This window comes from Oscillatoria sp. FACHB-1406, assembly GCF_014698145.1.
Classification (GTDB): domain Bacteria; phylum Cyanobacteriota; class Cyanobacteriia; order Cyanobacteriales; family Spirulinaceae; genus FACHB-1406.
Genome location: NZ_JACJSM010000031.1, coordinates 34,095 through 57,450, shown reverse-complemented (window position 1 = coordinate 57,450; position 23,356 = coordinate 34,095). Strand labels below are relative to the sequence as shown.

Genomic DNA, 23,356 nt, shown 5'->3' with positions numbered 1-23,356 from the left:
TTTCCCAAAATGGCAGTTGAGATTGGGATTGGATTCTAAAAAGAGCGAAAAACCTCGCTATCAGAGCGTGAGAAACCGAGGCAGAGCTATGTCGCACAGAGGGCTACTATTTGTCGTGCGGAATGTGGGATACAACGTCTCTACAATCCGGATAATTGCAAACAACGTGCATATTAAAAACCCTCTCAACCCCCAACCACAACATCCCACAACAACAACACCGACACCACCATTAACATCGTTCCAGCGGCTAAGTGCATCGTTTCCTGGGATACACGCTTAGCCAACCAGTAACCCAACACTACCCCTAACAAGCTGGTGGAAATTAGAGCGAGACTCGAACCCAGAAAGACAATCCAAGGCGAATCAGAGTGCGCACTCATTAGCAACGTTGCCAACTGAGTCTTATCCCCCATTTCAGCTAAGAAAATCGCGGCGAAGGTGGAACCAAAGACTGTGCCAAAGGAAACTGCGGGTTTATTGTCCGATTTTTGGGGCGCGGGAATATCTAATCGATCGCTTTGGGAAGAATCTGGGGAATTTAATAGACTCACGGCTTCAGGTTTCTAGAACGGCACCGATTTTTTATTATAAACCTCTCTTACCGGACAAAATCTTGTCATCTTACCTCAGCACCGCCTGTTGCGCCGCAACTAACTCCAGAATTCCCCCCTCTGCAACATCTAAAATCGCATCCAACTGACGGCGCGTAAAGCTTCCCGATTCTGCCGTCCCCTGAACTTCAATCAATTCTAAATCCCCCGTCATCACCACATTAAAATCGACTTCCGCCGCTACATCTTCAGGGTAATTCAAATCTAAAGCGATTTTGCCCTCTAAAATTCCGACGGAAACCGCAGCAACCGGCGATCGCAACGGAGACTGTTCTAATTGTCCGGCAGATTGCAACTTTTGCAGCGCTAAGGCGAGGGCAACATAACCCCCCGTAATCGAAGTCGTGCGCGTTCCCGCATCCGCTTGCAGGACATCCGCATCGATGTTAATCGTGCGTTCTCCCAGCAATTCTAAGTTAAGGGAAGCGCGAAGACTGCGCCCGATGAGGCGTTGAATTTCTTGGGTGCGTCCGGAAAGTTTGAGAAACTCCCGCGATTGACGCTTGGGGGTAGCACCGGGAAGCATTCGATATTCAGCCGTCAGCCATCCCTGTCCGCTTCCTTTTAAAAATGGGGGAACTTCTTCGGTAATGCTGGCAGTACACAGCACTTTAGTCTCGCCGCAATGAGTGAGGACAGAACCCGCTGCAAAGCGCGTAAAGTCTTTCTCGAAGCGGAGGGGGCGAAGTTCGTTAAGTTGTCTGCCGTCGGGACGTTGCCAGGACATATTTATAAATTATGAATTATGAGTGATGAATTATGAGTGGTGAATTATGAGGGCTAAATTACGAATTACGAAAGTTTTTCGAGTATTTCTGCTTCAACTTGTTCGGGGGTTAAAGCAGCATTAATGGTGAGGAGTTTTTGGCGCGGTTCGTAATATTCGAGGATGGGAAGGGTGCGCTGTTGGAAGCGTTTGAGGCGACGTTCGATAATATCCTGTGTGTCGTCGAGACGCGATCGCGCTAAAGATCGCTCTACCATCACCGCTTCATCTAGCTTAAGATAAATTGCCCAGTCTAATTGCTGGCGGAAATCTTCGAGCAAAAAATTTAATTCCTCGGCTTGAAAGGCGGTACGCGGATACCCTTCTAATATCCAACCGTTGTTGGTATCCGGTTGCAGCAGGCGCATTCGCATGAATTGAATCATGAACTCGTCTGGGACGAGATCGCCTTTTTCCACGTAGGGCTTGGCTTTCATGCCTAAAAAGGTATGGGCTGCGATCGCATCGCGTAAAATATCCCCAACTGCGATCGTAGGAAGTTGGTAGCGATCGCGCAGTCGTTGTGCTTGCGTCCCCTTTCCCGAACCCGGTCCCCCTAGTAGAATCAATCTCACAGCTATTCTGGCTCCGCCTTAACCGGCACTATCGCCTCTCAATTAAACCAAAAAACGTCGCTCGCGTCCCAAACCTCCAAGCTTTTAGTCCGCAATCCCGCAGAGATTGCGCTCGCAACAGGTACGCTCTCAACTTCGATGTTATGATAATCTGCTTGGCTTATAGAACGAGAACGAGAACCGTGATTCAGAACGATACGTGGATTGCAAAAATGGCAGCTAAGGGTATGATTGCGCCCTTTGAACCTAAATTAATTCGGCGAGTTGAAAATTTACCCGTCATTTCCTACGGATTGAGCAGTTTTGGCTACGATATTCGCCTTTCGCCGTTAGAATTCCGAGTTTTTCGCCATATTCCCGGAACGGTTGTCGATCCCAAAAACTTAAATCCAGAAAATCTCGAACCCGTCAAACTACACGACGATGAAAACGGCAGTTTTTTTATTTTGCCTGCCCATTCCTACGGTTTGGGTGTCGCGTTAGAACGACTAGAAATCCCCGATACGATTACAGTTTTATGTATCGGAAAATCAACTTACGCTCGCGTTGGTTTAATCGCGAATTTAACGCCTGCTGAAGCCGGTTGGCGCGGTCATTTGACTTTAGAGTTCTCAAATTCTTCGAGTGCAGATTGTCGCATTTATGCCAACGAAGGAGTCGTACAACTACTCTTTTTAGAAGGTGAAGCTTGTGAAGTTAGTTACGAGCAGCGTCGCGGAAAATATCAAGATCAACCGGAAAAAGTTGTATTTTCTAGGGTATAATGTAGTCGCTCTTTTGTCGAATCAAATCAAATGCCGTCTCTCTTGGTTTTAATCTAAAAATTTTGAAGGATAGCGCTACTTACCCAATAATGAGCGGTACTAAAAGCACCCAAGTCTTGATTGGTGGGCGATGCCACCCTACTAGACCTATAGCTTAAAACAGGGGTCAATTTGTTTTCTGGTAGAGATAGCATAGAAAAATTGTTACCCCTTAAAATTAAGCGTGACGGTCTACACCAAATGTCCTAACTTATGGAAGTAGCGCTATATAGCGTTTTTCGTTTGCGTGAGGTACAGTTCCAAAAATCAAATCGGTAGGGGCGCGGATTTCGAGGTCGCCTCGAAATTAAACGCCGCTCCGTAGGGGCGAATGGTATTCGCCCGCTGGGTGTAACTCATCCACGTGAAAACTGCTATATCTTTCTGGATCGAATAAGAGGGACTTTCCACAAGTTCGAGCGCGGATATACGCTAGATCGTAATTTTTTCGATCGCTTTATAGGTAAACTTATGGATAAATTTAAGATTGAAACAATTGCCGCAACCCCCAATCCCCAACAAGTGATTTGGGCAGCGATGCACCAAGATTATTCCGAAGATTTCGTGTGGGATCGTCGCGATAAATTTCCCGATGAGAGTCGGGCGGGCGAACTGATTGTCAAGCATCTTTTAGCAGGCGATCGCGGACATTATGGTTGTTTGGAACATCCTCAAATTACCCTCAATGTTGGATATTTTCCCCATTCAATGATGCAACAGTTACGAACGCATCGGGTGGGTGTTTCGTTCGATGTACAATCTTTTCGATATACCGGACAGCGCATTATTGATGTAGCCACCGGAAAACGCAAAATTGAAGATGTTTTTTATCTGCGTCCGACGGGAAAATATACCGATCGCCAGGGCAAACATTACCAGTACACCGAAGCCCAGCGATCGCAAGATTTAGACTGCTGCTTGCAAGCGTGCCAGCACTACCAAAAACGCCTCGAAGAAGGACTCGCCGAGGAACACGCACGGGGCTTAATCCCCTTCGACGCGCGCCAGCATTTCGTTCTCAGTTGCAACGCGCGATCGCTGATGCACCTCTTGGATTTACGCTGGAAGAAAGACGCGCAACTCGAAGCACAAAAGTTTTGCGAGTTGCTGTACCTGCGTTTCGAGGAATGGTGTCCCGCGATCGCGCAGTGGTATAAGGAGAATCGAGCCAAGAAGGCGAAATTATCCCCCTAAGAGGGTATCAATAAACTTCCTCTTATGGTAAGCGCGAACATTAAAACTGGGGAACAATAACTTCTACAGTTAAAATTCGAGTCAGTATGTTCTACCCCGCCAAAATCCTCCAATTCTTCGCCTTAACGGGCTGTTTCCTTTCAGCAGGCATTGCTTCACCCGCTTTCTCTCAATCATTAGAAACAATTCTATATAACGGAGCGCTAGGAAATACGCCCGATAGTCAAGGTTGGCTTGCCTATGGAATCACGCCCTTTTCCGGCGCGACTCAAGTGGCAAACTCCGGCTATACAACGCTGAACGCGCTGACATCCGGTACGGCGGGCTACAGTAACTACCGCCCGACTCAAGCAACTTTAGTCAACTCTGCTTTCCCCGCCCTCAACCGCACCAATGGCTACAGCGTCAGCTTTCAAGCCCGCCTTAACAGTGAAAGCCACAGCAGCGACAGAAACGGCGACGGACTAATCGATCGCGCGGGTTTCTCTCTGACTGCCTTAAGTAGCGATCGCCAGGGGATCGAACTCGGCTTCTGGACGGATGAAATTTGGGCGCAACGGGGCGGCACGAGTAGTACCCTATTTACCCATAGTCCCACCGAACGGGTGCTAGTTCCCACCACGGCGATGACGAACTATAACTTATTGGTTCTGGGAAGTAACTATTACCTCTCAGCAAATGATGTAGTCATTCTTCGGGGTACGGTGCAGAACTATACCGCGTTTAGCATTGCTGGTACGGGTTTGCCTTATAACCCCTACACGACTGCCAACTTCCTGTTTATCGGAGATAATACCAGCAGTGGCGCATCAAATAGCGATATCGCGAGTTTAGTCGTCAATACCGCAAAACTAGGCACTTCCGGTAACGATACGCTCAATGGTACAGCGAGTGACGATCTGCTTAATGGACTCGCAGGCAGCGATAGTATTAACGCCGGTGCGGGCAACGATACGATAATCGGGGGCGATGGCAACGATCGCATTGCGGGCGACAGCGGTAACGATCGCGAGATCGGTGGCAACGGTAATGACTCTTTCGTCTACGATACCAATGCAGCGTTTACAACTTCTGCTGTCGGTTTAGACACAATTTTAGACCTCGCAGCAACCGACAAAATTATTTTAGATAAAACAACCTTTACCGCCCTAGCGAGTGTTGCAGGTGCGGGTTTCAGTGCGGCCTCAGATTTTGCCGTTGTCAGTACCGAGAGTGCCGTTGCCACCAGTTCGGCTCGCATTGTTTATAACACCAGCAATGGAGGGTTGTATTATAACCAAAACGGCAGTGAAGCCGGATTAGGGACGGGGGCGCAGTTTGCAACGCTGTTCGGCAAACCCACGCTTTCGGCGGCTAACTTTTCGATTCAGTTATAGCAACAGACACATCGATGAGGACAATCCGATCGGTAGAAAACCGGGCGAATGCCATTCGCCCCTACCCAAATTTGTCCTAAGTGCTAAGTGCCTTGGCGATGGCTATCAATGCTTTTCCAAGCTACGACTTCATCCGCAGTGCGGCTAACTCGGCGGCGAGGTGAATGGCGGCGTTGGTGCTAGTCGCGCTGGCAATCCCGCGTCCGGCGATATCGAAAGCCGTACCATGATCGGGAGAGGTGCGGATGAAGGGCAAACCGATGGTGGTGTTAATGGCGCGATCGAAGGCCATGAGCTTAACGGGAATTAAGCCTTGGTCGTGGTAGAGTGCGAGAAAAGCATCAGCAGCATTCGCACTTTCAACGCTTTCGTACCAGGCGCGGGCGGGGTTAACCCACATTGTATCGGGGGGAATTAAGCCCGCGAGTTCCACCTTCGGACGCGCTTTGCGTTCGCTTTCCAACCAAGCGTTCATCCAATCCCGTTCTTCGGTTCCCAGTTGCCCCGCTTCGCCGCTGTGGGGGTTGAGTCCCGCGATCGCGATTCGGGGTTCTGCGATGCCAAAGTCGCGATGCAAGCAGTCTATCAGCAAATCGAGCTTGCGGGTGAGGAGTTCGGGGGAAAGTGCGTCGGGAACTTGGCGCAGGGGAATGTGGGTGGTGGCAAGGAGCGATCGCAACGTCCATCCCGTATGGGGCGATCGCGCTACGAATAGCATCCCATACTTCTGGCTTCCCGCGCGTTCTGCTAACACTTCCGTTTGTCCCGGGTAGTCGTAACCCGCCGCTTTCCAGAGAGATTTCGCGATCGGTGCGGTGACGATCCCCTGAAACTCTCCAGCGAGGGTACGCGCGATCGCTGCTTCTAAATAGGCATAACTCGCCGCCCCGCTTGCCGTATCTCCCTTACCGGGATGAATCGATGCTTCAATGGGAATATCGAAAATATCCCAATCTTGCGGATCCGCAATGTCTTCAACGCCCTGTTGCTTGAGATGCGCATAACTGGCTTCCAGCAGCGATCGCGTTCCGAATAGGCAAATTTGACATTTTTCTCGAATTGAAGGGTCTGCTAACGCTTTTAGTACCACTTCAGCACCAATTCCGGCGGGGTCTCCGATTGTAATAGCAAGGCGCACGATGATTATCGGTTAGAACGAAAAGATAAAATGCAAAACATTATTCACTATTCATTATTCACTATTCATTAATGAAACTTCTTCCTTACGAAACTTTGGTGCTAGAAACGCGCGATCCGCTTCCGATTGTACGCGATCGCCTTGCTACTCGTATCGAAGCCCCTCGATCGGGCTGGAACTTGTCCAGCAATCGCGCCCCCTACGAAGGTACAATCTCCGATGATGGGTTTAAAATTACCCGAGTCATTCACTACCGCAATTCCTTTCTCCCTGTCATTCGGGGAACCTTAGAAAGTTTGCCGCCGGGAACCGTCGTTCGGATAACAATGAAACTCCATCCTTTTGTTCTGGGCTTTGTCGGATTCTGGTGTTTGGCTTGGTACAGTGCCGTGATTCCCCTCTCCATTGCTGGAGTTATGCCAACGGGAATGATAGGTTTATTTCTCCTGTGGCCGACCTTAGCGCTGGTTGCGTTTTGGGGAAGTTTTTGGTACGAAGCGAATCGCAGCAGTCGCGATTTGACAGATATTATTATGGGGACGGGATGATTGAATAATTGCTAATTTGTAATTTTAGGTCTTATCCCCCTTAATCAATTGAATTTTGAATCGATTGAATCCTTCACCCCTCAAGCTACCGAAGATGGTTCTTTTACCTTCTTCTCGCCCGAATTTGAGGAACACTTTCATTCCCACCACGGCGCAAAACAAGAAGCAGAATTCAAATTCGTCCTGCCTTGTCAATTGCGGGAGAAAGCGCGGGAAAACGAGGCTTTAACCCTCCTCGATCTCTGCTACGGACTCGGCTACAATAGCGCCGCTGCCTTAGAAGCCATTTGGCAAGTTAACCCCCACTGTCAAGTTGAATTAATCGGACTCGAACTCAACGCCAGCGTCCCCAAAACAGCAATTTCCTATCGTCTCCTCGACGCTGGGCTGCCTCCGGTTCCCGAACTCCTCGCCCAACTTGCCGACAACGAACGCTTAGTAACGCCGAACCTCAACGCTTGCCTCTGGATTGCCGATGCGCGCCTAACGCTAAAACAACTTTGCACCGACGGTTTGCAAGCCGATGCAATTTTCCTCGATCCGTTTTCTCCTCCAAAATGCCCGCAACTTTGGACGGTGGAATTTTTAGCGCTAGCGGCGCAATGCCTGAAACCGAAGGGGTTTTTAGCCACGTATTCTTGCGCCGCCGCCGTTCGCAAAGCGCTGCAACTTGCCGGACTAAACTTAGGTTCCACGCCTGCGGTGGGGCGGCGTTCTCCCGGTACGGTAGCGTCTTGGCAGCCGGAAGGATTGCCGCCCCTATCAATTAAAGAAGAGGAAGCGCTGTTAACTCGCGCGGCGGTTCCGTACCGAGATCCGCAACTGAAGGCAAGCCGGGAAGAAATTATACGCGATCGCGCGATCGCGCAACACAATTCGCCCTTAGAACCGACTTCCGCTTGGAAAAAACGCTGGTCGATGCCGACTATCCCCAATAGCTAGCATCTATAAGCGAGTAGCCATCCTCTATGCAACTTCAGTAAAAAACCCGATTTCAAAGAAAGCCGAATCTCAGCATACTAGAAAAAGACTTTAAGCCGATTGTGTCAAGCCGTCTTCCAGGACACTTTCAATTCGGGAGCAGTCTCTCGGTTCAAATCTTGGTCGGGACGGGGTTTCAGGTAAAATTTGCTGCAATGAATAAATTCTCGCCTTCGGTCATGTCTGCTCGATCGGATTCCCAGCCGGAAAAAATTCTAGTAGTGGACGATAGCCTCTTAACGCGGAGTCTAACCATAGATCTTTTATCGGCAGCAGGATACGAGGCGATCGAGGCAGAAAACGGCGCGATCGCGTTAGAAATAGCAAGGCACGATCGTCCCGATGCAGTCTTATTGGACGTACTGATGCCGAATATGGACGGGTACGAAGTCTGCCGCCGCCTCAAACAAGACCCCCAAACCCAAGAAATTCCGGTTATTTTCATCACGGTTTCCGACGATCGACGAGCGCGACTGCAAGGGATTGAAGCGGGGGGCGATGACTTTCTCACCAAACCCATCGATCGCCTCGAACTCTCTGCCCGCATCAAAAACTGGATTCGTCACAAGCGTCTGAGCGAAGATATCAGTCAAACCGAACACATTTTATTTACCATCGCCAAAGCCGTCGAACAGCGTTATTCAAGCACTGACGATCCTTTAGAGCGTTTGATCGATCTGGCTCGGGCTTTCGGAGAATATCTGCAATTGTCCGAAGAGGAGATTCACAACTTAGTATCGGCGGCTAACCTCCACGATATCGGTGCGGTAGCAATCCCCGATGCCGTTCTCCTCAAACAGGGTAAATTGACTCCAGAAGAAACCGATTTAATCCGGCAGCACGTCTCGATTGGCGAAGCCCTCTGCAAACCGTTGCGAAACCTGCGCGGCGTACTCCCCATCGTTCGCCACCATCACGAACGCTGGGATGGTAGCGGCTATCCGGATGGATTGGTCGGGGACGAGATTCCCAAGCTAGCGCAAGTGTTCCAAACCATCGATATTTACGATGCCCTGACTCGCCAGCGTCCTTACAAACAAGCCGTCACTCCCGCGCAAGCCTTAGAGATTTTGCGCCGAGAAACTCAACGCGGTTGGCGCAATCCTGAATTAGTAGCCCAGTTCTGCGAGTTCGCCAAAAATTGGGATAGAAATTGAATTTCTATATCACAAAAGTGGTTAAAACACAACCTTAAAAAGGATATTGATTCAAGAGCGATCGCCCGAATATTGCTCGTGATAAAAAATGTATATTCTTCCTAACAGAAGATCGGCGAACCTTCAGGAATGGAGTAGGATCGAAGTGTAGCTAAGAAGCATCCACTATTAAGCTGGAAGCTTCCAAGGAGGCACACTATGAAACTTAAAATTGCGGCATTGCTCGGTATTCTGACCGCCTTATTTGCAGCGAGTCCTGTGAAGGCTTACGAACCCGCAGACGTAGAGCAGCTAATTAATACAAAAGAATGCGCTGGATGCGATCTTGTGGAAGCCGACCTTACCGGTCAAGACTTGAGTGGCGCTCACCTCATCGGCGCAGATCTGCGCGATGCAAACCTAAAAGGAGCGAACTTAAGTCAAGCTAATCTTGAAGGTGCAGATCTAACAGGAGCTAACTTGAAAGGGGCAGATTTAACGCTGGCTTTCATGACTAATTCAATCTTAAATAACGCCAATTTGGATTGGGCGAATCTCACCGCAGCTAAGCTGTATGATGTTGATGTCCGGGGCGCTTCGATGAATGATATGACCCTGATTGGAGCAGAAATTTTTGAAACAGGAATTGGCATTGGCGGTAGCGATGAAGAATTGCCGCCCGAATTCCAACACTAAGGAAATAGGTTAGAGCCTGTCGGCAGCCAGCAGGGGATTAGGGTGCTGCTAGACGATCTTTAACTGCAATAATAACCCCACACCTTAAGCTAAGCTGGGTTTGGGGTTATTTTTTTTGCTTATGCGCTCTGTACTCGCAACCCTTACACCCTCAAATTAACAGCAATGGCAACAGTTCTGAAAAAAGTTTGGCAGGTTTTGCGAACTGACGTGCGGGAATTATTAGCACCAACGGAAGTAGCGGAATCCGGTACGGAAATCTCGAAAGCGGCGCTCGAGTTGGGGATTGCTCTCGGTTTGCTGGTGAATCCTCAATCATTAGCGTCAACTTAAGGTGAAAAACTTAGCCCGCCAAGAACTCAAGTTCTTGGCTAATAGCTGAAACCCGTTGAAACGGGTTGGATACATCTGAATTTCCCAGTCCTATAAATGAGGACTTGAGTTATTAGCCTTGGGTTTGAACCCAAGGCGGTCTGTGCGAGCAGGTTTAAGCTTAAGTTGACAACAATGCTGATCCTCTCCCGCCCTCCCTCATTGCCTCTCAAAATTGGGATGGAAGACAGAGGATGCTTCGCTGTTTGTCAAACGGCGAGGGGGAGAAGAGTGATAGCCGGTAGGGACGTTAAATTTAACGTCCCTACAGATATAGCGCTACTTGCTTGTAAATATACGTTGCTAAACGCTGAAAGTCTTGGCTGGTGGGCGCTGCCCACCCTACCCAATGTCTCGAAGTCAAACCCGTTAATAAAGATGGCGAACCCGATGAAGGGGCAGAAGCAAATCTACAGGCGACTGTAGCATCGCGCCAAAAAACCGCGATCTTCAATTCAAGATTCTTTGATACAGTCGAGAAGGTCTATCGCTCCTATTAGCATTCATGGCAGAGGTTCGGCTCGAGGCGATCGCGCGCAGATACAACAACATCACAGCAATTGAAGACATTACCTTCACCGTTCCCGATGGCGAACTTTGGGTATTAGTCGGCCCTTCCGGTTGCGGCAAATCGACGATTCTGCGCGCGATCGCGGGACTCGATCGCGTTACAGAGGGCGATCTCTACATCGGCAACCAGCGCATGAACGATATCCCCGCCCGCCAGCGCGATGTCGCGATGGTGTTCCAAAACTACGCCCTCTACCCGCATATGACGGTGGCGGAAAATATCAGCTTTGGGCTGCGAATGCGCGGGGAAAAACCGGACGCGATCGCGCGCCAAGTCGAAAGCGTCGCCCGCAGTTTAGCGATCGAACACCTACTTACTCGCAAACCGAAACAACTCTCCGGCGGACAGCAACAGCGGGTTGCATTAGGACGCGCGATCGCCCGCCAGCCTAAAGTCTTCCTACTCGACGAACCCCTCTCCAACCTCGACGCGCAACTGCGAGACGACACCCGCGCCGAACTCAAGCAACTGCACGCGCGCCTCGGCATAACAACACTCTACGTCACCCACGACCAAACCGAAGCAATGACGCTCGCCGATCGCATCGTCGTCCTCCAGCACGGGCGCATCCAACAAATCGGTTCGCCCCAAGACATCTACGCCCGCCCCGCCAACCGCCAAGTTGCCACCTTTTTAGGCAGTCCGCCCATGAATATCCTGCCCGCAGTTTACAGCAGCGGGAAATTTTACTGCGATCGGCAACCTTTCCCCTGTTCCGAAGTGCTGCGCCAGCACTTACAACCCAGCGAAGGGCAACATTTCGAGCTTGGTATACGCCCGGAGAGCGTTCGCCTCGCTGCTGAAGAGGGGCTAGAGGTTTGTATCGAAGTCGTGGAACCTTTAGGGAGAGAAACCCTCGTGCGCGCGCGTTTGCCCGAATCGGAGAGCGCGATCGATTTCCTCGCTGCGAGTGATTGGGAGGGGCATCGGGGCGATCGCGTTCGGCTGGCGATCGCCGCAGACAACTTGTTCATTTTCGAGCCAAGCAGCGGTAAAACCCTATATCCCCAGTCTTGAATGGCATCGACTTAAAATACGCGATCGATTCACTGCCTAAACCTTGTCAATTGTCAATTATCCGACTCTACCTTTAGATAGAGGACGTTTTTTTTCGGTTTTGCCAAGTTTCAGGCCGAAGGGGGATGTTGGCGGGTTCAAAACTAACGACACTGAGAAAGTAAAATCTGGTGCGGACGGTGACATTACGCTTCGCGCTCTGCACTCTAGATTTGGTGGGATCGAATCCTCTGGCAATCCAGTGCGGATTCTCCCACTTCGACGAGTTCTTTAACAGTAGGGGATGCTGCCGTCAAAAAAATAAGGAGATCGTCGAATTGAGCCAATTTCAGTCTTTAATGATAGCCTCAACCCTATAATAATAACCCCCCAAACAATATGTTCGAGTATCAATCAATAATTATGGGCGCAAATCGCGCGCTCTCTCTACTCGCTCAGCAACCGGTCGAAGTCGTTCCCGCGCCCGTCGTGCCGACGGCTGAAGGTGCGGAGCGGGCGGCTTTGGCGTTGAGCGGGCCGCAATTTTTTACGGCGTTAATCGCAGGTGTCGTGTTAGCGTTTGCTTTCCAACTCCTCCTCACCAATCTCGGTGTAGCGGTAGGAATCTCGATGGCTGGTGGCTCCTCCGATGATAGTAGCGATCGCGGGGACTCGGAGAGTTTCGGCAGCAGCATCCGCAAAATCAGTACCCTCGTCGGAGTCAGTACCTTAATCACCGTTGCGATTTCCCTCTTCGTCGCTTGCTACTTTGCCGTGCGGTTGAGTTTGTTTGCAACGCCACTCTCCGGTGCGATTGTAGGATTAGTCATTTGGGCAACCTATTTTTCCCTGATGGTATGGGTGAGTTCCACCACTGTCGGTTCCTTAGTCGGTTCGGTGATTAATACTGCAACTTCCGGCTTACAAGCGATTGTCGGAACGGCAGCAGCAGCAATTGGCGGCAAAGCAGCGAGCAATCAAATGGTTTCGACCGCAGAAGCAATGGCCGCAGCCGTTCGCCGCGAATTTACCGCCGGTCTCGATCCAGAATCGTTCCGCGAGAATGTTGAGGATTACATTCAAAAACTGCGTCCCGCGCAGTTGGATCCTAAAGCGATTCGCGCTCAATTTGAAGAACTGGTTAACGACCCGAACCTGAAAAAGATTGCCAGTGCCGAAGGCTTAGCAAATATCGATCGCGCTACCTTTGTCGATCTCATCAGCAGTCGCACGGATTTGTCAAAACGAGAAGTCAATCGCCTTGCTGACGAACTCGAAGACGTTTGGAAAAAAACCTTTAAATCCGGCAAGATTAGCAATCCCCTGCAAGATTTAGGCGATTATCTCAAATCGGCAACGCGCGAACAATTACTCGGAAAAGAGCTAAACGACAAGATCGACGCTCTGCGCGCCGAGTTAAAACAAAATAACACCAGCGACAGTCCCACAACCGAAGTTGCCGCTTCTTCAGGCGTGATGGCAAGCCTCAGCAGTTTAGCCGGTATGGTTCTGGGGCGTGCGGATTTGTCCGATTTCGATGCCGATAAAGCGATCGCGCAAATCGAAAAACTGAAGGACTATGCGAGCGAACAAGCCAATCAAGTCGGCGCTAAAATCGATAAAGCAACCAAGAGCGGTAGAGTTAAAGCCGATATCGACGAATATCTCAGTAATGCTTACCCTTGGCAGTTGACTCCAGAAAATCTCGATCGCGAATTTCGGGATTTACTCTACGACACCGAAGCAGATCCGGGTGCAGTCGCAGACGAGTTAAGCAACATCAGCCGCGCTGATTTTGTCCAATTGCTGCAAAAACGCGAGACTTCAACCATTTTACCGCCAGCCAGATTGCAAAGTACCGCATCAGCGCTCGAGAGCATTCGTCGCGAAGTGCTGGCAACGGCGGAAGCAGCGCGAAATCGTCAAGAGTCGATGACGCTGCTTGCTGAGGTAGAAAGTTATTTGATGAATGCCGATCTGCGATCGCCGCAAGGTCTCGAGACGGGTTTCCAAGCGCTAATCGACGACGCGGATGTCGATGTAGAACGCTTAAAAGTGCGTTTGGCGCAATTGAATCGAACGACCCTCGATCGCATCTTAACGCAGCGTGCGGACTTAACCCCAGAAACAAAAGCTGGTTTCATTGGCGAATTAGAATTGATTCGCGATCGCGTCATTGCCGAAGCAGAACAGCGCCAACTCCAAGCCACGACCGAAGCCGAAGGACAATGGGAAACCATTCAAAACTACCTGCGTTCGACGGGCAAATCGGAATTGAATCCCGACGCGATCGAGCGCGAAGTTAAACTGTTGTTGAAGGATCCCCAAGCGGGTGCTGCCGCCCTCAGAGCAAGAGCTTCCCGTTTCGATCGCGATACGCTCTTGCGCTTGCTCGCCCAGCGCCAAGATATGACTCGCCAAGAAGCCGAAGAATTGCTCGATCGCCTCGAGAATAGCTGGGCGCGCGTCGTCAATGCGCCCCAAGAATTGACCGGCAAGGTCAAAGACCAGTACGATCGCGCGACGACTTCAATCGCCGATTATTTACGCTCTACCGGCAAACCCGAACTCAGCCCCGAAGGGATCCAACGCGACCTCAAACGCTTGTTAGACGACCCGAAAGCGGGCTATCAGTCCATTAAATGGCGCTTGGCTCGCATGGATCGCGATACGCTGGTGCAATTGCTGGCTCAACGCGACGATTTAACCGAGGAACAGGTGAACAGCACTATTGACAGCGTGCAAGCGACGCTCGACGATATTGCGAAAACTCCCCGACGCTTGGCGCGACGCACGCAACAGCAAGTCAGGGATTTCCAAACCTCCCTCGCCGATTATCTGCGCTCGACAGGTAAGGAGGAGTTGGATCCGGACGATATTCAGCGCGACGTACAACTGCTGTTGAACGATCCGCGCGCGGGTATGGAAAGCTTGCAAGAACGGCTTTCTAAGTTCGATCGCGATACTTTAGTGCAGTTGCTTTCTCAACGCGAGGATATCTCCCAAGCCGATGCCAATCGCATTATCGATAATATTCTCAGCGTCCGCGATCGCGCCGTGCAGCAATTGCAATTGGTGCAAGCCCAGGTTCAATCGGCGATCGATAGCGTCTTAGGAAGGATTCGCAACTATCTCAATAGTTTGCAACGTCCGGAACTCAACTACGAGGGCATTAGCACGGATTTGCGGACGCTGTTTGACGATCCGCAAGCCGGATTCGACGCGCTGCGCGATCGCTTCTCGCAACTCGATCGCAACACGCTGGTTGCCGTACTGAGTTCTCGCGATGATATCTCCCGCGCCGATGCAGAACGCTTGGTGAGTCAAGTTGAAGGAACGCGCGATCGTGTCCTGCAACGCGCCGAACGCCTGCAACGACAAACCTTGCTGCAAGTCGAACGCACCAAACAGCAAGCCCAACGACAACTCGAAGAAACCCGCAAAGCTGCTTCTGCGGCGGCGTGGTGGTTGTTCTTAACTGCATTGATCTCGGCGCTCTGTTCGGCGGGCGGCGGCGCTTTAGGAGTCGATCGCTTTGTTTAAGCCGTTAGTTCTTCTGTCATTGACAGGAATATAGAGGCATAATTCAACAGTTGAACCGATAAATCTAAAAGTAGGGATGTTAACAACATCCCTACTTTTATGGCTTTAGAAGCATTACATCCCCTACTTCAGAGGGATGCCCAATATATGTATTGTAGAATACAATTTTTGTACTATGCTCCATAACATTAAGGTGACGCGGCGCGCTCCAACAAGCTATCTACACGCGCCTCCCCTAATTTGACAAACTTAGAACGCTGATGGATACGAATGCAACACAATTTTTTGACCCCAATAAATTCTTCGGTAAAAACTCGCACGGGTGCAATCGCTTTAGCATTAATGGCGTTTGTTTTACCTGCCTGTACCGATACTAAAACCGGGACAAATCCCGATACCTCAGAAACAACTCCAGCAGCGACTCCCTCCAATCCTACCCTCGAAGATGTCGCCAATAAAAGCGACCAACTCTTCGGTCAAACCGTTACCGTTCGCGGTAATCCCGACAAAAAAATCGATAACACCAGTTTTACTGTCACTAACAAAGACTTCTTTGGCGGCGATAAAATCCTCGTTGTAAATGCTACGGGACAACCCTTTGTCTTCCCCGAAGAAGGAACTGAAATTCAAGTAACCGGCGAGGTGCGTCAATTCAACGCATTTGATTTCAAAAAAGAATACAACCTCGATTGGAAACCGGCAGAAAACTATGACAAACAGCCTACCATTGTTGCCAAATCGATGGTTCCCGCTCCCGCTCCCGGTGAAGTAACGAGCAGCCCTAATAAGTTTTACAGCAAAACTGTTGCGGTAGAAGGCGATGTCGCTGAAGTTGTCAATAACGGGACGTTTACACTCGATGAAGATAAGTTAGTTGGCGGTAGCAATTTAACCGTTATTAACTTAGCCGAGCCTGAAAAAACTGTGGCAAAAGACGAGCGCGTTGTCGTGACGGGTGAAGTTCGTCCCTTCGTTCTCGCAGATTTAGAAAAAGATTATAAACTGACTTGGGATGAAGGACTCAAGAAAGAGATTGAAACCCAGTACAAAGATAAGCCCGTCCTGATTGCAACGGGGATTTACCCGATGCCGAAGAAATAAGCCCCTCGAGTCGGATTGTTTGGGAGAAGAGATGAAAGCTACAACTGGCAAGAACGCCGCCTTTGGTCGATTTCCGGTTCTTGCCAGGAATAGGCAAAGTGACTGAGCGCTGTAATGCTGGGAATTTGCTGGCGGATTGCATTCATTTGTTCTTCTAAGGAGGGGCGGTTGCCATCGCGCCGCCCCCAATATCCAGCCAGGGCGGGAATTACTTTGGCTTGCGGTGGAGCAAGGCTGATGGTTCGCATAATTTCTTCGACATTACAACTCGGACTGCCACAAATCGAATAAGCCATTGGATGAAACTCGATTCCCGCCGGAAAGCGATCCCAAGGTTGCAAGCGAGAGTCGTATCCTTGCTGTCCGACAGATTTATTGGCATCGGGGAAAAAGACAGCACCGGCAGGAATATTGCTACTTTGTAGGGGACGAATGGCGAGGTTAAGGAAATCGACGACTCCTTGCGCGGCGTGAGCGACGGTTAACAGCCACAGTTGCGTTTGCAGTGCGGGTAAGGTATCGCCTGCCATTGGGTTGCGCCCTTGCCATTCAGGGGTCGTTTCGGTGGGGTACAGTTGGCGAACAGCTTGCAGATCGTTGGCATTGATAAATCCTTGTTGGAGAAAGCGCCCGATCAGTTCGCTGGCTTGTCCGTTAAAGGCGCGTCGTTGCAGGGCTTGTTGGGAGGCTTCTCCATAAATCCACAAGTCTTTGACGTTACCGGCGACGGATTGGCTGCCCGCACCGCGCGGATAACGGATGTAGTCGAAAAGCATTCCATCCGGTTTGCGCCGCGCGATCGCTTGCACTAACTTTTGATAGTCTTGCTGGGCTTGCGGATTGTAGGGATCGATGAAGGTTTGGGTATTATCTCGGACGTAGGAGATGCTGGTTTGACCTTTGCCGTTGCGGGCAAGGACTTGTTCGCGATCGGGACGCAAGCCATAGCCGTAGCCGAAATTCATGGTAAAAGCCCAGGCGTAGACTTTGATGCCCCGTTCTCGCCCTTTAGCAATGGCCATCGCTAGGAGATCGACGTTTTCGGCACCGGGAGAGCGCACGACGGAAACCCAAGGCGTGGGATTATCGTTGGCGGGTAATAGTACCTGGGCATCAAAAAAGACTTCAACGTGAACTTGATTGTAACCTTTGTTGACAATATGGTCGAAAAGTGCGTCCATCGCCCCGGGACGCGCATCGCAGGGGTAAACGCGCAACCAGATCGCTTGCGTTTGGGGCCAGGTTTGCTCGCGACAGCGCCGCAGGCTTTCAGCTTGTTTTTGAAGGATGGCGTTATAGCGTTGGCGGGCTTCGGAGTCGCCGTCAACAGCGGCAACGCGCAGGGATTCTTTCTCGGCGATCGCGTCGCTATCGAAGCGACAATAGGATGTTGTTTGAGCGGCGGCTGGGCGAAGGCTGGCGTTGAAGGAGAAAGCAGCGATCGCGGCGGCAAGCCAAGGTTTGATTTTAACCATTTTGAGTGGAGAAAACTTTTGAGGGGCTAACTTCATCCCAGTGCAATTTTAAGTTCGACAAAGGAAAACTTTACAAAATTCTGACCAGAAGTTGGTAAATCAGGCGAAAAATAGCCGTCGTCGCGATCGCGGCAGCCCCGGCAAAGATCGCAACGAATCCAACTCCCAAAACGCTCGGCAGACCTAAGCTTTGAACCAAGGGGACACCGTGTAGGGCGGGGACAAATCCCACAATTGCCAGCGCGATCGCGGCTAAAATCAGAAAGTCTTTCCCCTCTAGAACGCGGCGATACTGCGCGTAGACCAAACCGCCTACTAACGCCCCCACCAAGCCAACGCTAATCCCAGAGATTCCCAACAGACTCGAAAGCGCGATCGCTAACAGCGCCCCGATAAATCCCGTAAAGCCCGCACTCCCCAATATATCCACCAGCGAGAAGCGCGATACCGGGGCGGGAGCGACTGCTACGGGGGGCGGTACGATCGGAACGCCAACAGGCGGAGAAGGCGGCGAAGTGACAACGGACGGAGCGGGAAGGGGCGGCGGTACGGATTGCCCGTGCAGCGCCTCCAAAACTTCCGTCGCTGACTGAAAGCGTTCGCTCGGACGCGCTTGCAGCAGCCGATCCAGGATGCTTGCTAAGCGATCGCTCGTTTGCGGCGCGTAAGGCTGCCAATTCCAGCAATTATTGTAGCTATCAAACAATTCCTCGCTCGGTTTTCCAGTCAACAAAATCAAACAAGTGGCTGCCAGCGCGTATAAATCGGTAGAAGGATAGACTTGCGCGCCCTGCATTTGTTCCGGAGGCGCAAACCCCATCGAATAAATTCCCGTCGAGCGCGCTTGTGGGGTTCCCGCACCGGCTGCAATTTGCTTGACCGCGCCAAAATCGAGCAGAAAGAGTCTCCCTTCGCGATCGCGCATAATATTCGACGGTTTAATGTCGCGGTGAATGATATTGCGCCCGTGAACGAACTTCAGCACATTGAGAATTTCCTCTAAAATTTCTTTAACTTCTGCTTCGGTATAAGGTCTGCCTCGACTGGCTTGTTCTTGTTCGAGGTCGAGTCCGTCGATAAATTCCTGAACCAAGTAGAAAAATCGATCGTCCTTCTGACCCTGACGACCGGAAACTAAAAGGGGAAAAAAGGCATAGAAATCGGGAATTTGGGGATGTCTGCCCAAATCTTCCAATACTGCTGCTTCTCGCTCGAATAAATTTAGGGCGACTTGCCACTGTTCGGCGCTCAAATCCCCCGAGGGTTGAAATTGTTTGACTACGCATTGACGCACGCTAGTCGTGTAGCGATCGCGCGCCAAAAACGCCGCCCCAAATCCCCCTCTACCCAACAACTTAGTGGGAATATAGCGACCGCCCAGAATCAAAGGCATTCCGCAACTGGTGCAATACTTTTGCTGTGCGGTTTGAAGGTTTGCTCGCTCCTCGAGGTCGGCAAAAAAATTACGCGGACTGGGACAGCCGGGCCGAGTACAGGAAATTTCCATAAATTGCTAGAAAAGGGCCTATCTAACCAGATATTTTAGCCCGCTGCGTCGGGGTTGCTGCTGGCCCGTTATTAAACCACTGGGGGCGGCGCGATCGAGTTATGACTGGTGGGTTCCAGTTTGACTCCCCCTTGCACCAACGGTTCGACGATCGCAAAGGAACGTTCGCGCGTGAATTGCGGCAAAATATCGCGACAAAACGCTTCCGCTGCCTTCGAGCGATAGCGATTGGGGTTGAGAATCACCGATAAAGTGCGCTTCACGACCACTTCCTGAATGCGAGCGCGGTGCAGGATGCCCATCTGCAATTCTTTTTCAATCGCCGATAGCGACACGAAAGCCGCCCCCAAGCCCCATTGAACGGCATTTTTAATCGCTTCAATCGAATTCAACTCCATCTCGATTCGGAGCCGTTTTGGATCGATTCCCCACCGACTCAAAACTTGGTCGATCGCTTTGCGAATTGTCGATTGAGAATCGAGGGCAATGAAGTGTAGTTTGTAAAGATCTTCTTTATGAATTGTTTCCATCTTCGCAAAAGCATGGCTGGGCGGCAGGATCAGCGCCAACTCATCTTCGGCGTAGGGTTTGATTTCTAGGACATCTCGCAGTTCGGTGGGAACTTCGCCCCCAATAATTGCCAGATCGATTTGTCCGTTGGCGACGCTCCAGGCCGTGCGTCGGGTAGAATGCACCTGCAACTCCAGGGAGACATCGGGATAACGCTGTCTGAACATCCCGATCATGCGCGGTAGAAGGTAAGCTCCCGTGGTTTGCGAAGCCCCGATAATTAGCGTTCCGCCCTGCAAATTTTGTAAATCTTCGATCGCGCGGCAAGTTTCTTGGCACAAGGAGAGAATCTTTTCTCCGTAACTAAGCAGCAGATAGCCCGCTTCCGTCATTTGCGCCCTTCGCCCGCCGCGATCGAACAAGGGGACATCGAGTTGTTTTTCCAAATTTTGGACTTGTAAGCTCACCGCTGGCTGCGACACGTAAAGGCTATCGGCAGCGCGCTTAAAACTCCCCTCAGCGGCTATCGCTTTGAGAATTCGGAGTTGGTCGAGGGTGAAAGGGATATCAGACATAACTCTTATAACCAAAGAGGTGGAGGAACGAAGGTCGCGATTGGGCGATTGGAGCAGAAATGAAACGTCGGGATTACTATTTTTATTAGAGAAGGTTAGTCAGCGTTTTCTAGCGGTACGGCAAAGGTCGGGATCGCTTGAAACTCGGACAATTCTCTCAGCGGCTATAGCATTTGCCCAGTCTGTCCTTGACAGTAGCATAATGCGGGGATCGTTGTATGTCGCGATCGTTTCAGGTCGCTCTACGAGCGCCGATCGAGTTAAAATTAACAAAATATTAAAAAACATAAAGATGTTCCCAAATTGGTTTCCTCCCAGTCACTGGATGATGTTAGGGCTGCTTCTTGGGTTCGCGATCGCCCATAGCGGTTTAGCTGCCTTAAGACCTTGGGGAGAACGTCGCGTCGGCGCGCGCCTCTACCGCATCTTTTTTGCCCTCGTTAGCATTCCCTTCGCAACGGTTCTCATCGTCTATTTCTTCAATCACCGCTACGACGGTTTGATGGTGTGGAACCTGCAAGGCATACCCGGTCTTAAAGCGGTGGTTTGGGCGCTTTCTGCCCTCTCCTTTTTCTTTCTTTACCCCGCCACCTTTAACCTGCTTGAAATTGCTGCGATCCAAAAGCCCGAAGTTCACCTCTACGAAACCGGCATTATTCGCATTACCCGCCATCCCCAAATGGTCGGACAGGTGATTTGGTGCGTCGCCCACACCCTCTGGTTGGGGACCACCTTTATGCTACTGACTTCTGCCGGACTGATCGCCCACCATCTCTTTGCCGTTTGGCACGGCGATCGCCGTTTAAAGGCGCGCTACGGCGATGCCTTTCTTAAAGCGAAAGAACGTACCTCCGTTTTTCCCTTCCTCGCCATCCTCGATGGCCGACAAACCTTGAAATGGGAAGAATTTTTGCGCCCCGCTTACCTCGGAGTCGCCGGATTCATCGGACTACTTTGGTGGGGACATCCTTGGTTGATGCAAGTTACTGCTCGTGCTAATTGGTAAAATTACGGAACTTAACCGCCGCCTTTCAGGTCTCACTCTACCGCAAAAATCCCGATACGATAGAGGATGTTGGCTGCCGATTGGTTCCAGCATAATCTCGAGCTTTACTCAGAACACCCATAAAAATCTTTTAAAACCATGCTGCTTTCCACAAGCGAAACCACTTTTTCAAAACAAGTTTTAGAAACCTCAGAACCTGTAGTGGTCTATTTTTGGGCCCCGTGGTGCAAGCTCTGTTCTAATGTCAGTTCTGCCCTCGCTCAATTTCAATCGCAGCATCCCGGTCGGTTGAAAATGGTCAGTATTAACGCGGACGAGAATTTTAAGTTAGTCAATGAGTATCGTTTAAAGATGCTACCGACCGTACTGATTTTTGAGCGCGGTGATGTTATTCAACGCCTAGAGGGATTCTACAAACGCGAAGACCTGCATCGACGCTTGGTACAAGTGACCCAAAGCGTTGGAGCAAAAGTCTTCCAAGCCTAGATTCTACGGCGACATCGCCTCACTAACCGGTAGCGACTCCCTCGTCCCCCTGGGGGCGGGGTCGTTTGCTAGCGGGATAGCAATTAATCACCCCCCTCATTTAAAGTGGATCGGTGCTGTCTGCTATAGGGAATATTGCGCTTTCAGTAATTTCTTCTTTCTGATTCCCTTACAGAACTCTAAATTTTTGATACAAAACTTATTACCTAATCCAGGATTTGTGTAAAAATTCGTGCGTATAATCAGTACGGCAAAAATAGCGTAGGAAATTCTGTTCATGGGCTTAGTGTTGACCACCGTTAACATGAAGGGTGGAGTCGGAAAAACTACCTTAACGGTTAATCTCGCTGCTTGCTTAGCCAAGAATCAAAAAAAGCGAGTTCTCGTTCTCGACTTAGATGCACAAATTAGCGCAACCCTCAGTTTAATCGCGCCTCACGAATTTGCTACTCTTCGTAAGAATCGCAAAACTATCAGTTATTTAATTGATAAAATCGTTCAACCCAATGTTGCGCGTAAATTCTCAACTTCCGATTTAATTTATCGTTCGGTTTGTAACCTAGAAGGGTTAGATTTATTGCCGGGAGATATCGAACTTTACGATGAATACATTGTTTCAGAAAATCTTCACAAACAAGCGCTCGCTGACGACGAACTTAGCTTTAATCAAGTCTGGAGTGGCTTTGAAGAACTTTTGATTAATTCGATTTTAGAGCCGGTTGTGAATGACTACGATTTTATCTTACTCGACTGCGCGCCGGGATACAATCTTTTAACCCGCAGTGGGTTAGTTGCTAGCGATTTTTATCTTCTGCCTGCGCGCCCGGAACCGCTCTCTTTAGTCGGAATACAGTTACTCGAACGCCGCATCGCTAAACTCAAAAAAAATCACGATGTCGATAATAAATTAAACTTGTTGGGGATTGTCTTTATTCTCTCTGGCGGCGTGTTTAGCGGTAGATATTATCAACAAGTCATGCAACGAGTCGAACAGGATTTTAGTCCGGAAGCAGTGTTTAAAAATCGCATTCCAATGGATGTGAATGTTGCTAAAGCTGTTGACAGTTTTACTCCCGTCGTGCTAGATAGCCCCAACTCGGCTGGGTCAAAAGCTTTCTTTCAATTGGACAAAGAATTTATCGATAAGATTGCTAGCTTCAAACTCAACTGATAATTCCTAATGGATAATTGATAACGTTGAGGCAGTTCTAAAGATTGAAGGGTTGGCATTGGATCGCTACCCTCTCTCGAAACTTAGAAAATCGGTTCTGAATCCGGGTTTTCGGAGGTTCCAAAAGGAATTTCATTATCAATTATCCATTGTCGAATGGCACTGAAATAAGAATTGAAAAATCGCCTGTAGAGACGTTGTATACAACGTCTCTAC

22 protein-coding genes are annotated in these 23,356 nt (G+C 50.1%); 14 read left to right on the top strand and 8 right to left on the bottom strand.

The annotated features are described in order from the left end of the window. Nucleotides 1–185: 185 nt before the first annotated feature. The 3 genes from H6G50_RS23935 to H6G50_RS22040 form a co-directional block, all read right to left on the bottom strand. Nucleotides 186–554, bottom strand: a complete 369-nt coding sequence (locus H6G50_RS23935; RefSeq protein ID WP_190721400.1) for a TMEM165/GDT1 family protein — start codon at nt 552–554, stop codon at nt 186–188. A 70-nt stretch (nt 555–624) separates the two neighbouring features. After that, nucleotides 625–1,341, bottom strand: coding sequence for a ribonuclease PH (gene rph, locus H6G50_RS22045; protein ID WP_190721398.1), 717 nt, complete (start codon nt 1,339–1,341; stop codon nt 625–627). A 65-nt stretch (nt 1,342–1,406) separates the two neighbouring features. After that, nucleotides 1,407–1,955 carry an adenylate kinase gene (locus H6G50_RS22040; protein ID WP_190721396.1) on the bottom strand — a complete coding sequence of 183 codons (549 nt, stop codon included), beginning with the start codon at nt 1,953–1,955 and terminating at the stop codon, nt 1,407–1,409. A gap of 182 nt (nt 1,956–2,137) precedes the next feature. Here H6G50_RS22040 and dcd point away from each other — a divergent pair, with 182 nt between their 5' ends. The 3 genes from dcd to H6G50_RS22025 all read left to right on the top strand — a co-directional run bounded on the left by dcd (nt 2,138) and on the right by H6G50_RS22025 (nt 5,328). Next, complete coding sequence (dcd, locus tag H6G50_RS22035; RefSeq protein ID WP_190721394.1) at nt 2,138–2,719, top strand: dCTP deaminase; 582 nt, start codon at nt 2,138–2,140, stop codon at nt 2,717–2,719. Nucleotides 2,720–3,229: 510 nt separating this feature from the next. Next, nucleotides 3,230–3,952 carry an FAD-dependent thymidylate synthase gene (gene thyX / locus H6G50_RS22030; RefSeq protein ID WP_190721393.1) on the top strand — a complete coding sequence of 241 codons (723 nt, stop codon included), beginning with the start codon at nt 3,230–3,232 and terminating at the stop codon, nt 3,950–3,952. An 86-nt stretch (nt 3,953–4,038) separates the two neighbouring features. Beyond that, on the top strand, nt 4,039–5,328 hold the full coding sequence (locus tag H6G50_RS22025) for a calcium-binding protein (RefSeq protein WP_190721391.1): 1,290 nt from the start codon (nt 4,039–4,041) through the stop codon (nt 5,326–5,328). Nucleotides 5,329–5,449: 121 nt separating this feature from the next. Here H6G50_RS22025 and pdxA read toward each other — a convergent pair whose 3' ends face one another. Further along, complete coding sequence (pdxA, locus tag H6G50_RS22020; RefSeq protein WP_190721404.1) at nt 5,450–6,472, bottom strand: 4-hydroxythreonine-4-phosphate dehydrogenase PdxA; 1,023 nt, start codon at nt 6,470–6,472, stop codon at nt 5,450–5,452. Nucleotides 6,473–6,537: 65 nt separating this feature from the next. Here pdxA and H6G50_RS22015 point away from each other — a divergent pair, with 65 nt between their 5' ends. From H6G50_RS22015 to H6G50_RS21995, 5 genes are all read left to right on the top strand, one after another. Beyond that, nucleotides 6,538–7,014, top strand: coding sequence for a hypothetical protein (locus tag H6G50_RS22015; RefSeq protein ID WP_190721389.1), 477 nt, complete (start codon nt 6,538–6,540; stop codon nt 7,012–7,014). Nucleotides 7,015–7,062: 48 nt separating this feature from the next. Beyond that, nucleotides 7,063–7,956: an MnmC family methyltransferase gene (locus tag H6G50_RS22010; protein WP_190721387.1), complete on the top strand. Its 894-nt coding sequence runs from the start codon at nt 7,063–7,065 to the stop codon at nt 7,954–7,956. Nucleotides 7,957–8,174: 218 nt separating this feature from the next. Then, nucleotides 8,175–9,152 (top strand): HD domain-containing phosphohydrolase, encoded by a 978-nt coding sequence (locus tag H6G50_RS22005; RefSeq protein ID WP_242032940.1) that lies wholly within the window; start codon nt 8,175–8,177, stop codon nt 9,150–9,152. 198 nt (nt 9,153–9,350) lie between these two features. Further along, on the top strand, nt 9,351–9,827 hold the full coding sequence (locus tag H6G50_RS22000) for a pentapeptide repeat-containing protein (protein ID WP_190721384.1): 477 nt from the start codon (nt 9,351–9,353) through the stop codon (nt 9,825–9,827). A gap of 165 nt (nt 9,828–9,992) precedes the next feature. Then, the gene (locus tag H6G50_RS21995) at nt 9,993–10,160 is read left to right on the top strand and encodes a hypothetical protein (RefSeq protein ID WP_190721382.1); all 168 of its coding nucleotides are present in this window, start codon (nt 9,993–9,995) and stop codon (nt 10,158–10,160) included. A gap of 304 nt (nt 10,161–10,464) precedes the next feature. Here H6G50_RS21995 and H6G50_RS23990 read toward each other — a convergent pair whose 3' ends face one another. Beyond that, nucleotides 10,465–10,653, bottom strand: a complete 189-nt coding sequence (locus H6G50_RS23990) for a hypothetical protein (protein ID WP_206756593.1) — start codon at nt 10,651–10,653, stop codon at nt 10,465–10,467. 51 nt (nt 10,654–10,704) lie between these two features. On the opposite strand from H6G50_RS23990, the gene H6G50_RS21985 reads away from it, so the two are divergent. The 3 genes from H6G50_RS21985 to H6G50_RS21975 all read left to right on the top strand — a co-directional run bounded on the left by H6G50_RS21985 (nt 10,705) and on the right by H6G50_RS21975 (nt 16,410). After that, nucleotides 10,705–11,787 carry an ABC transporter ATP-binding protein gene (locus H6G50_RS21985; protein ID WP_190721378.1) on the top strand — a complete coding sequence of 361 codons (1,083 nt, stop codon included), beginning with the start codon at nt 10,705–10,707 and terminating at the stop codon, nt 11,785–11,787. A gap of 402 nt (nt 11,788–12,189) precedes the next feature. Further along, a complete protein-coding gene (locus H6G50_RS21980) occupies nt 12,190–15,309 on the top strand; it encodes an MFS transporter (RefSeq protein WP_242032939.1) in 3,120 nt (1,039 codons plus the stop codon). Nucleotides 15,310–15,579: 270 nt separating this feature from the next. Continuing rightward, nucleotides 15,580–16,410 (top strand): hypothetical protein, encoded by an 831-nt coding sequence (locus tag H6G50_RS21975; RefSeq protein WP_190721374.1) that lies wholly within the window; start codon nt 15,580–15,582, stop codon nt 16,408–16,410. Between the two features lie 38 nt (nt 16,411–16,448). On the opposite strand, the gene H6G50_RS21970 is transcribed toward H6G50_RS21975, so the two are convergent. From H6G50_RS21970 to H6G50_RS21960, 3 genes are all read right to left on the bottom strand, one after another. Continuing rightward, a complete protein-coding gene (locus H6G50_RS21970; RefSeq protein WP_242032938.1) occupies nt 16,449–17,885 on the bottom strand; it encodes a family 10 glycosylhydrolase in 1,437 nt (478 codons plus the stop codon). A gap of 70 nt (nt 17,886–17,955) precedes the next feature. Then, the gene (locus H6G50_RS21965; protein WP_190721371.1) at nt 17,956–19,392 is read right to left on the bottom strand and encodes a serine/threonine-protein kinase; all 1,437 of its coding nucleotides are present in this window, start codon (nt 19,390–19,392) and stop codon (nt 17,956–17,958) included. 71 nt (nt 19,393–19,463) lie between these two features. Then, entirely contained in the window at nt 19,464–20,477 is a 1,014-nt protein-coding gene (locus tag H6G50_RS21960; protein ID WP_190721369.1) for a LysR family transcriptional regulator, read from the bottom strand. Nucleotides 20,478–20,769: 292 nt separating this feature from the next. Here H6G50_RS21960 and H6G50_RS21955 point away from each other — a divergent pair, with 292 nt between their 5' ends. The 3 genes from H6G50_RS21955 to H6G50_RS21945 all read left to right on the top strand — a co-directional run bounded on the left by H6G50_RS21955 (nt 20,770) and on the right by H6G50_RS21945 (nt 23,140). Further along, a complete protein-coding gene (locus H6G50_RS21955) occupies nt 20,770–21,483 on the top strand; it encodes an NnrU family protein (protein WP_190721367.1) in 714 nt (237 codons plus the stop codon). Between the two features lie 138 nt (nt 21,484–21,621). Then, nucleotides 21,622–21,969 (top strand): thioredoxin family protein, encoded by a 348-nt coding sequence (locus H6G50_RS21950; protein ID WP_190721365.1) that lies wholly within the window; start codon nt 21,622–21,624, stop codon nt 21,967–21,969. 277 nt (nt 21,970–22,246) lie between these two features. Continuing rightward, the gene (locus tag H6G50_RS21945) at nt 22,247–23,140 is read left to right on the top strand and encodes a ParA family protein (protein WP_190721363.1); all 894 of its coding nucleotides are present in this window, start codon (nt 22,247–22,249) and stop codon (nt 23,138–23,140) included. Nucleotides 23,141–23,356 lie beyond the last annotated feature (216 nt).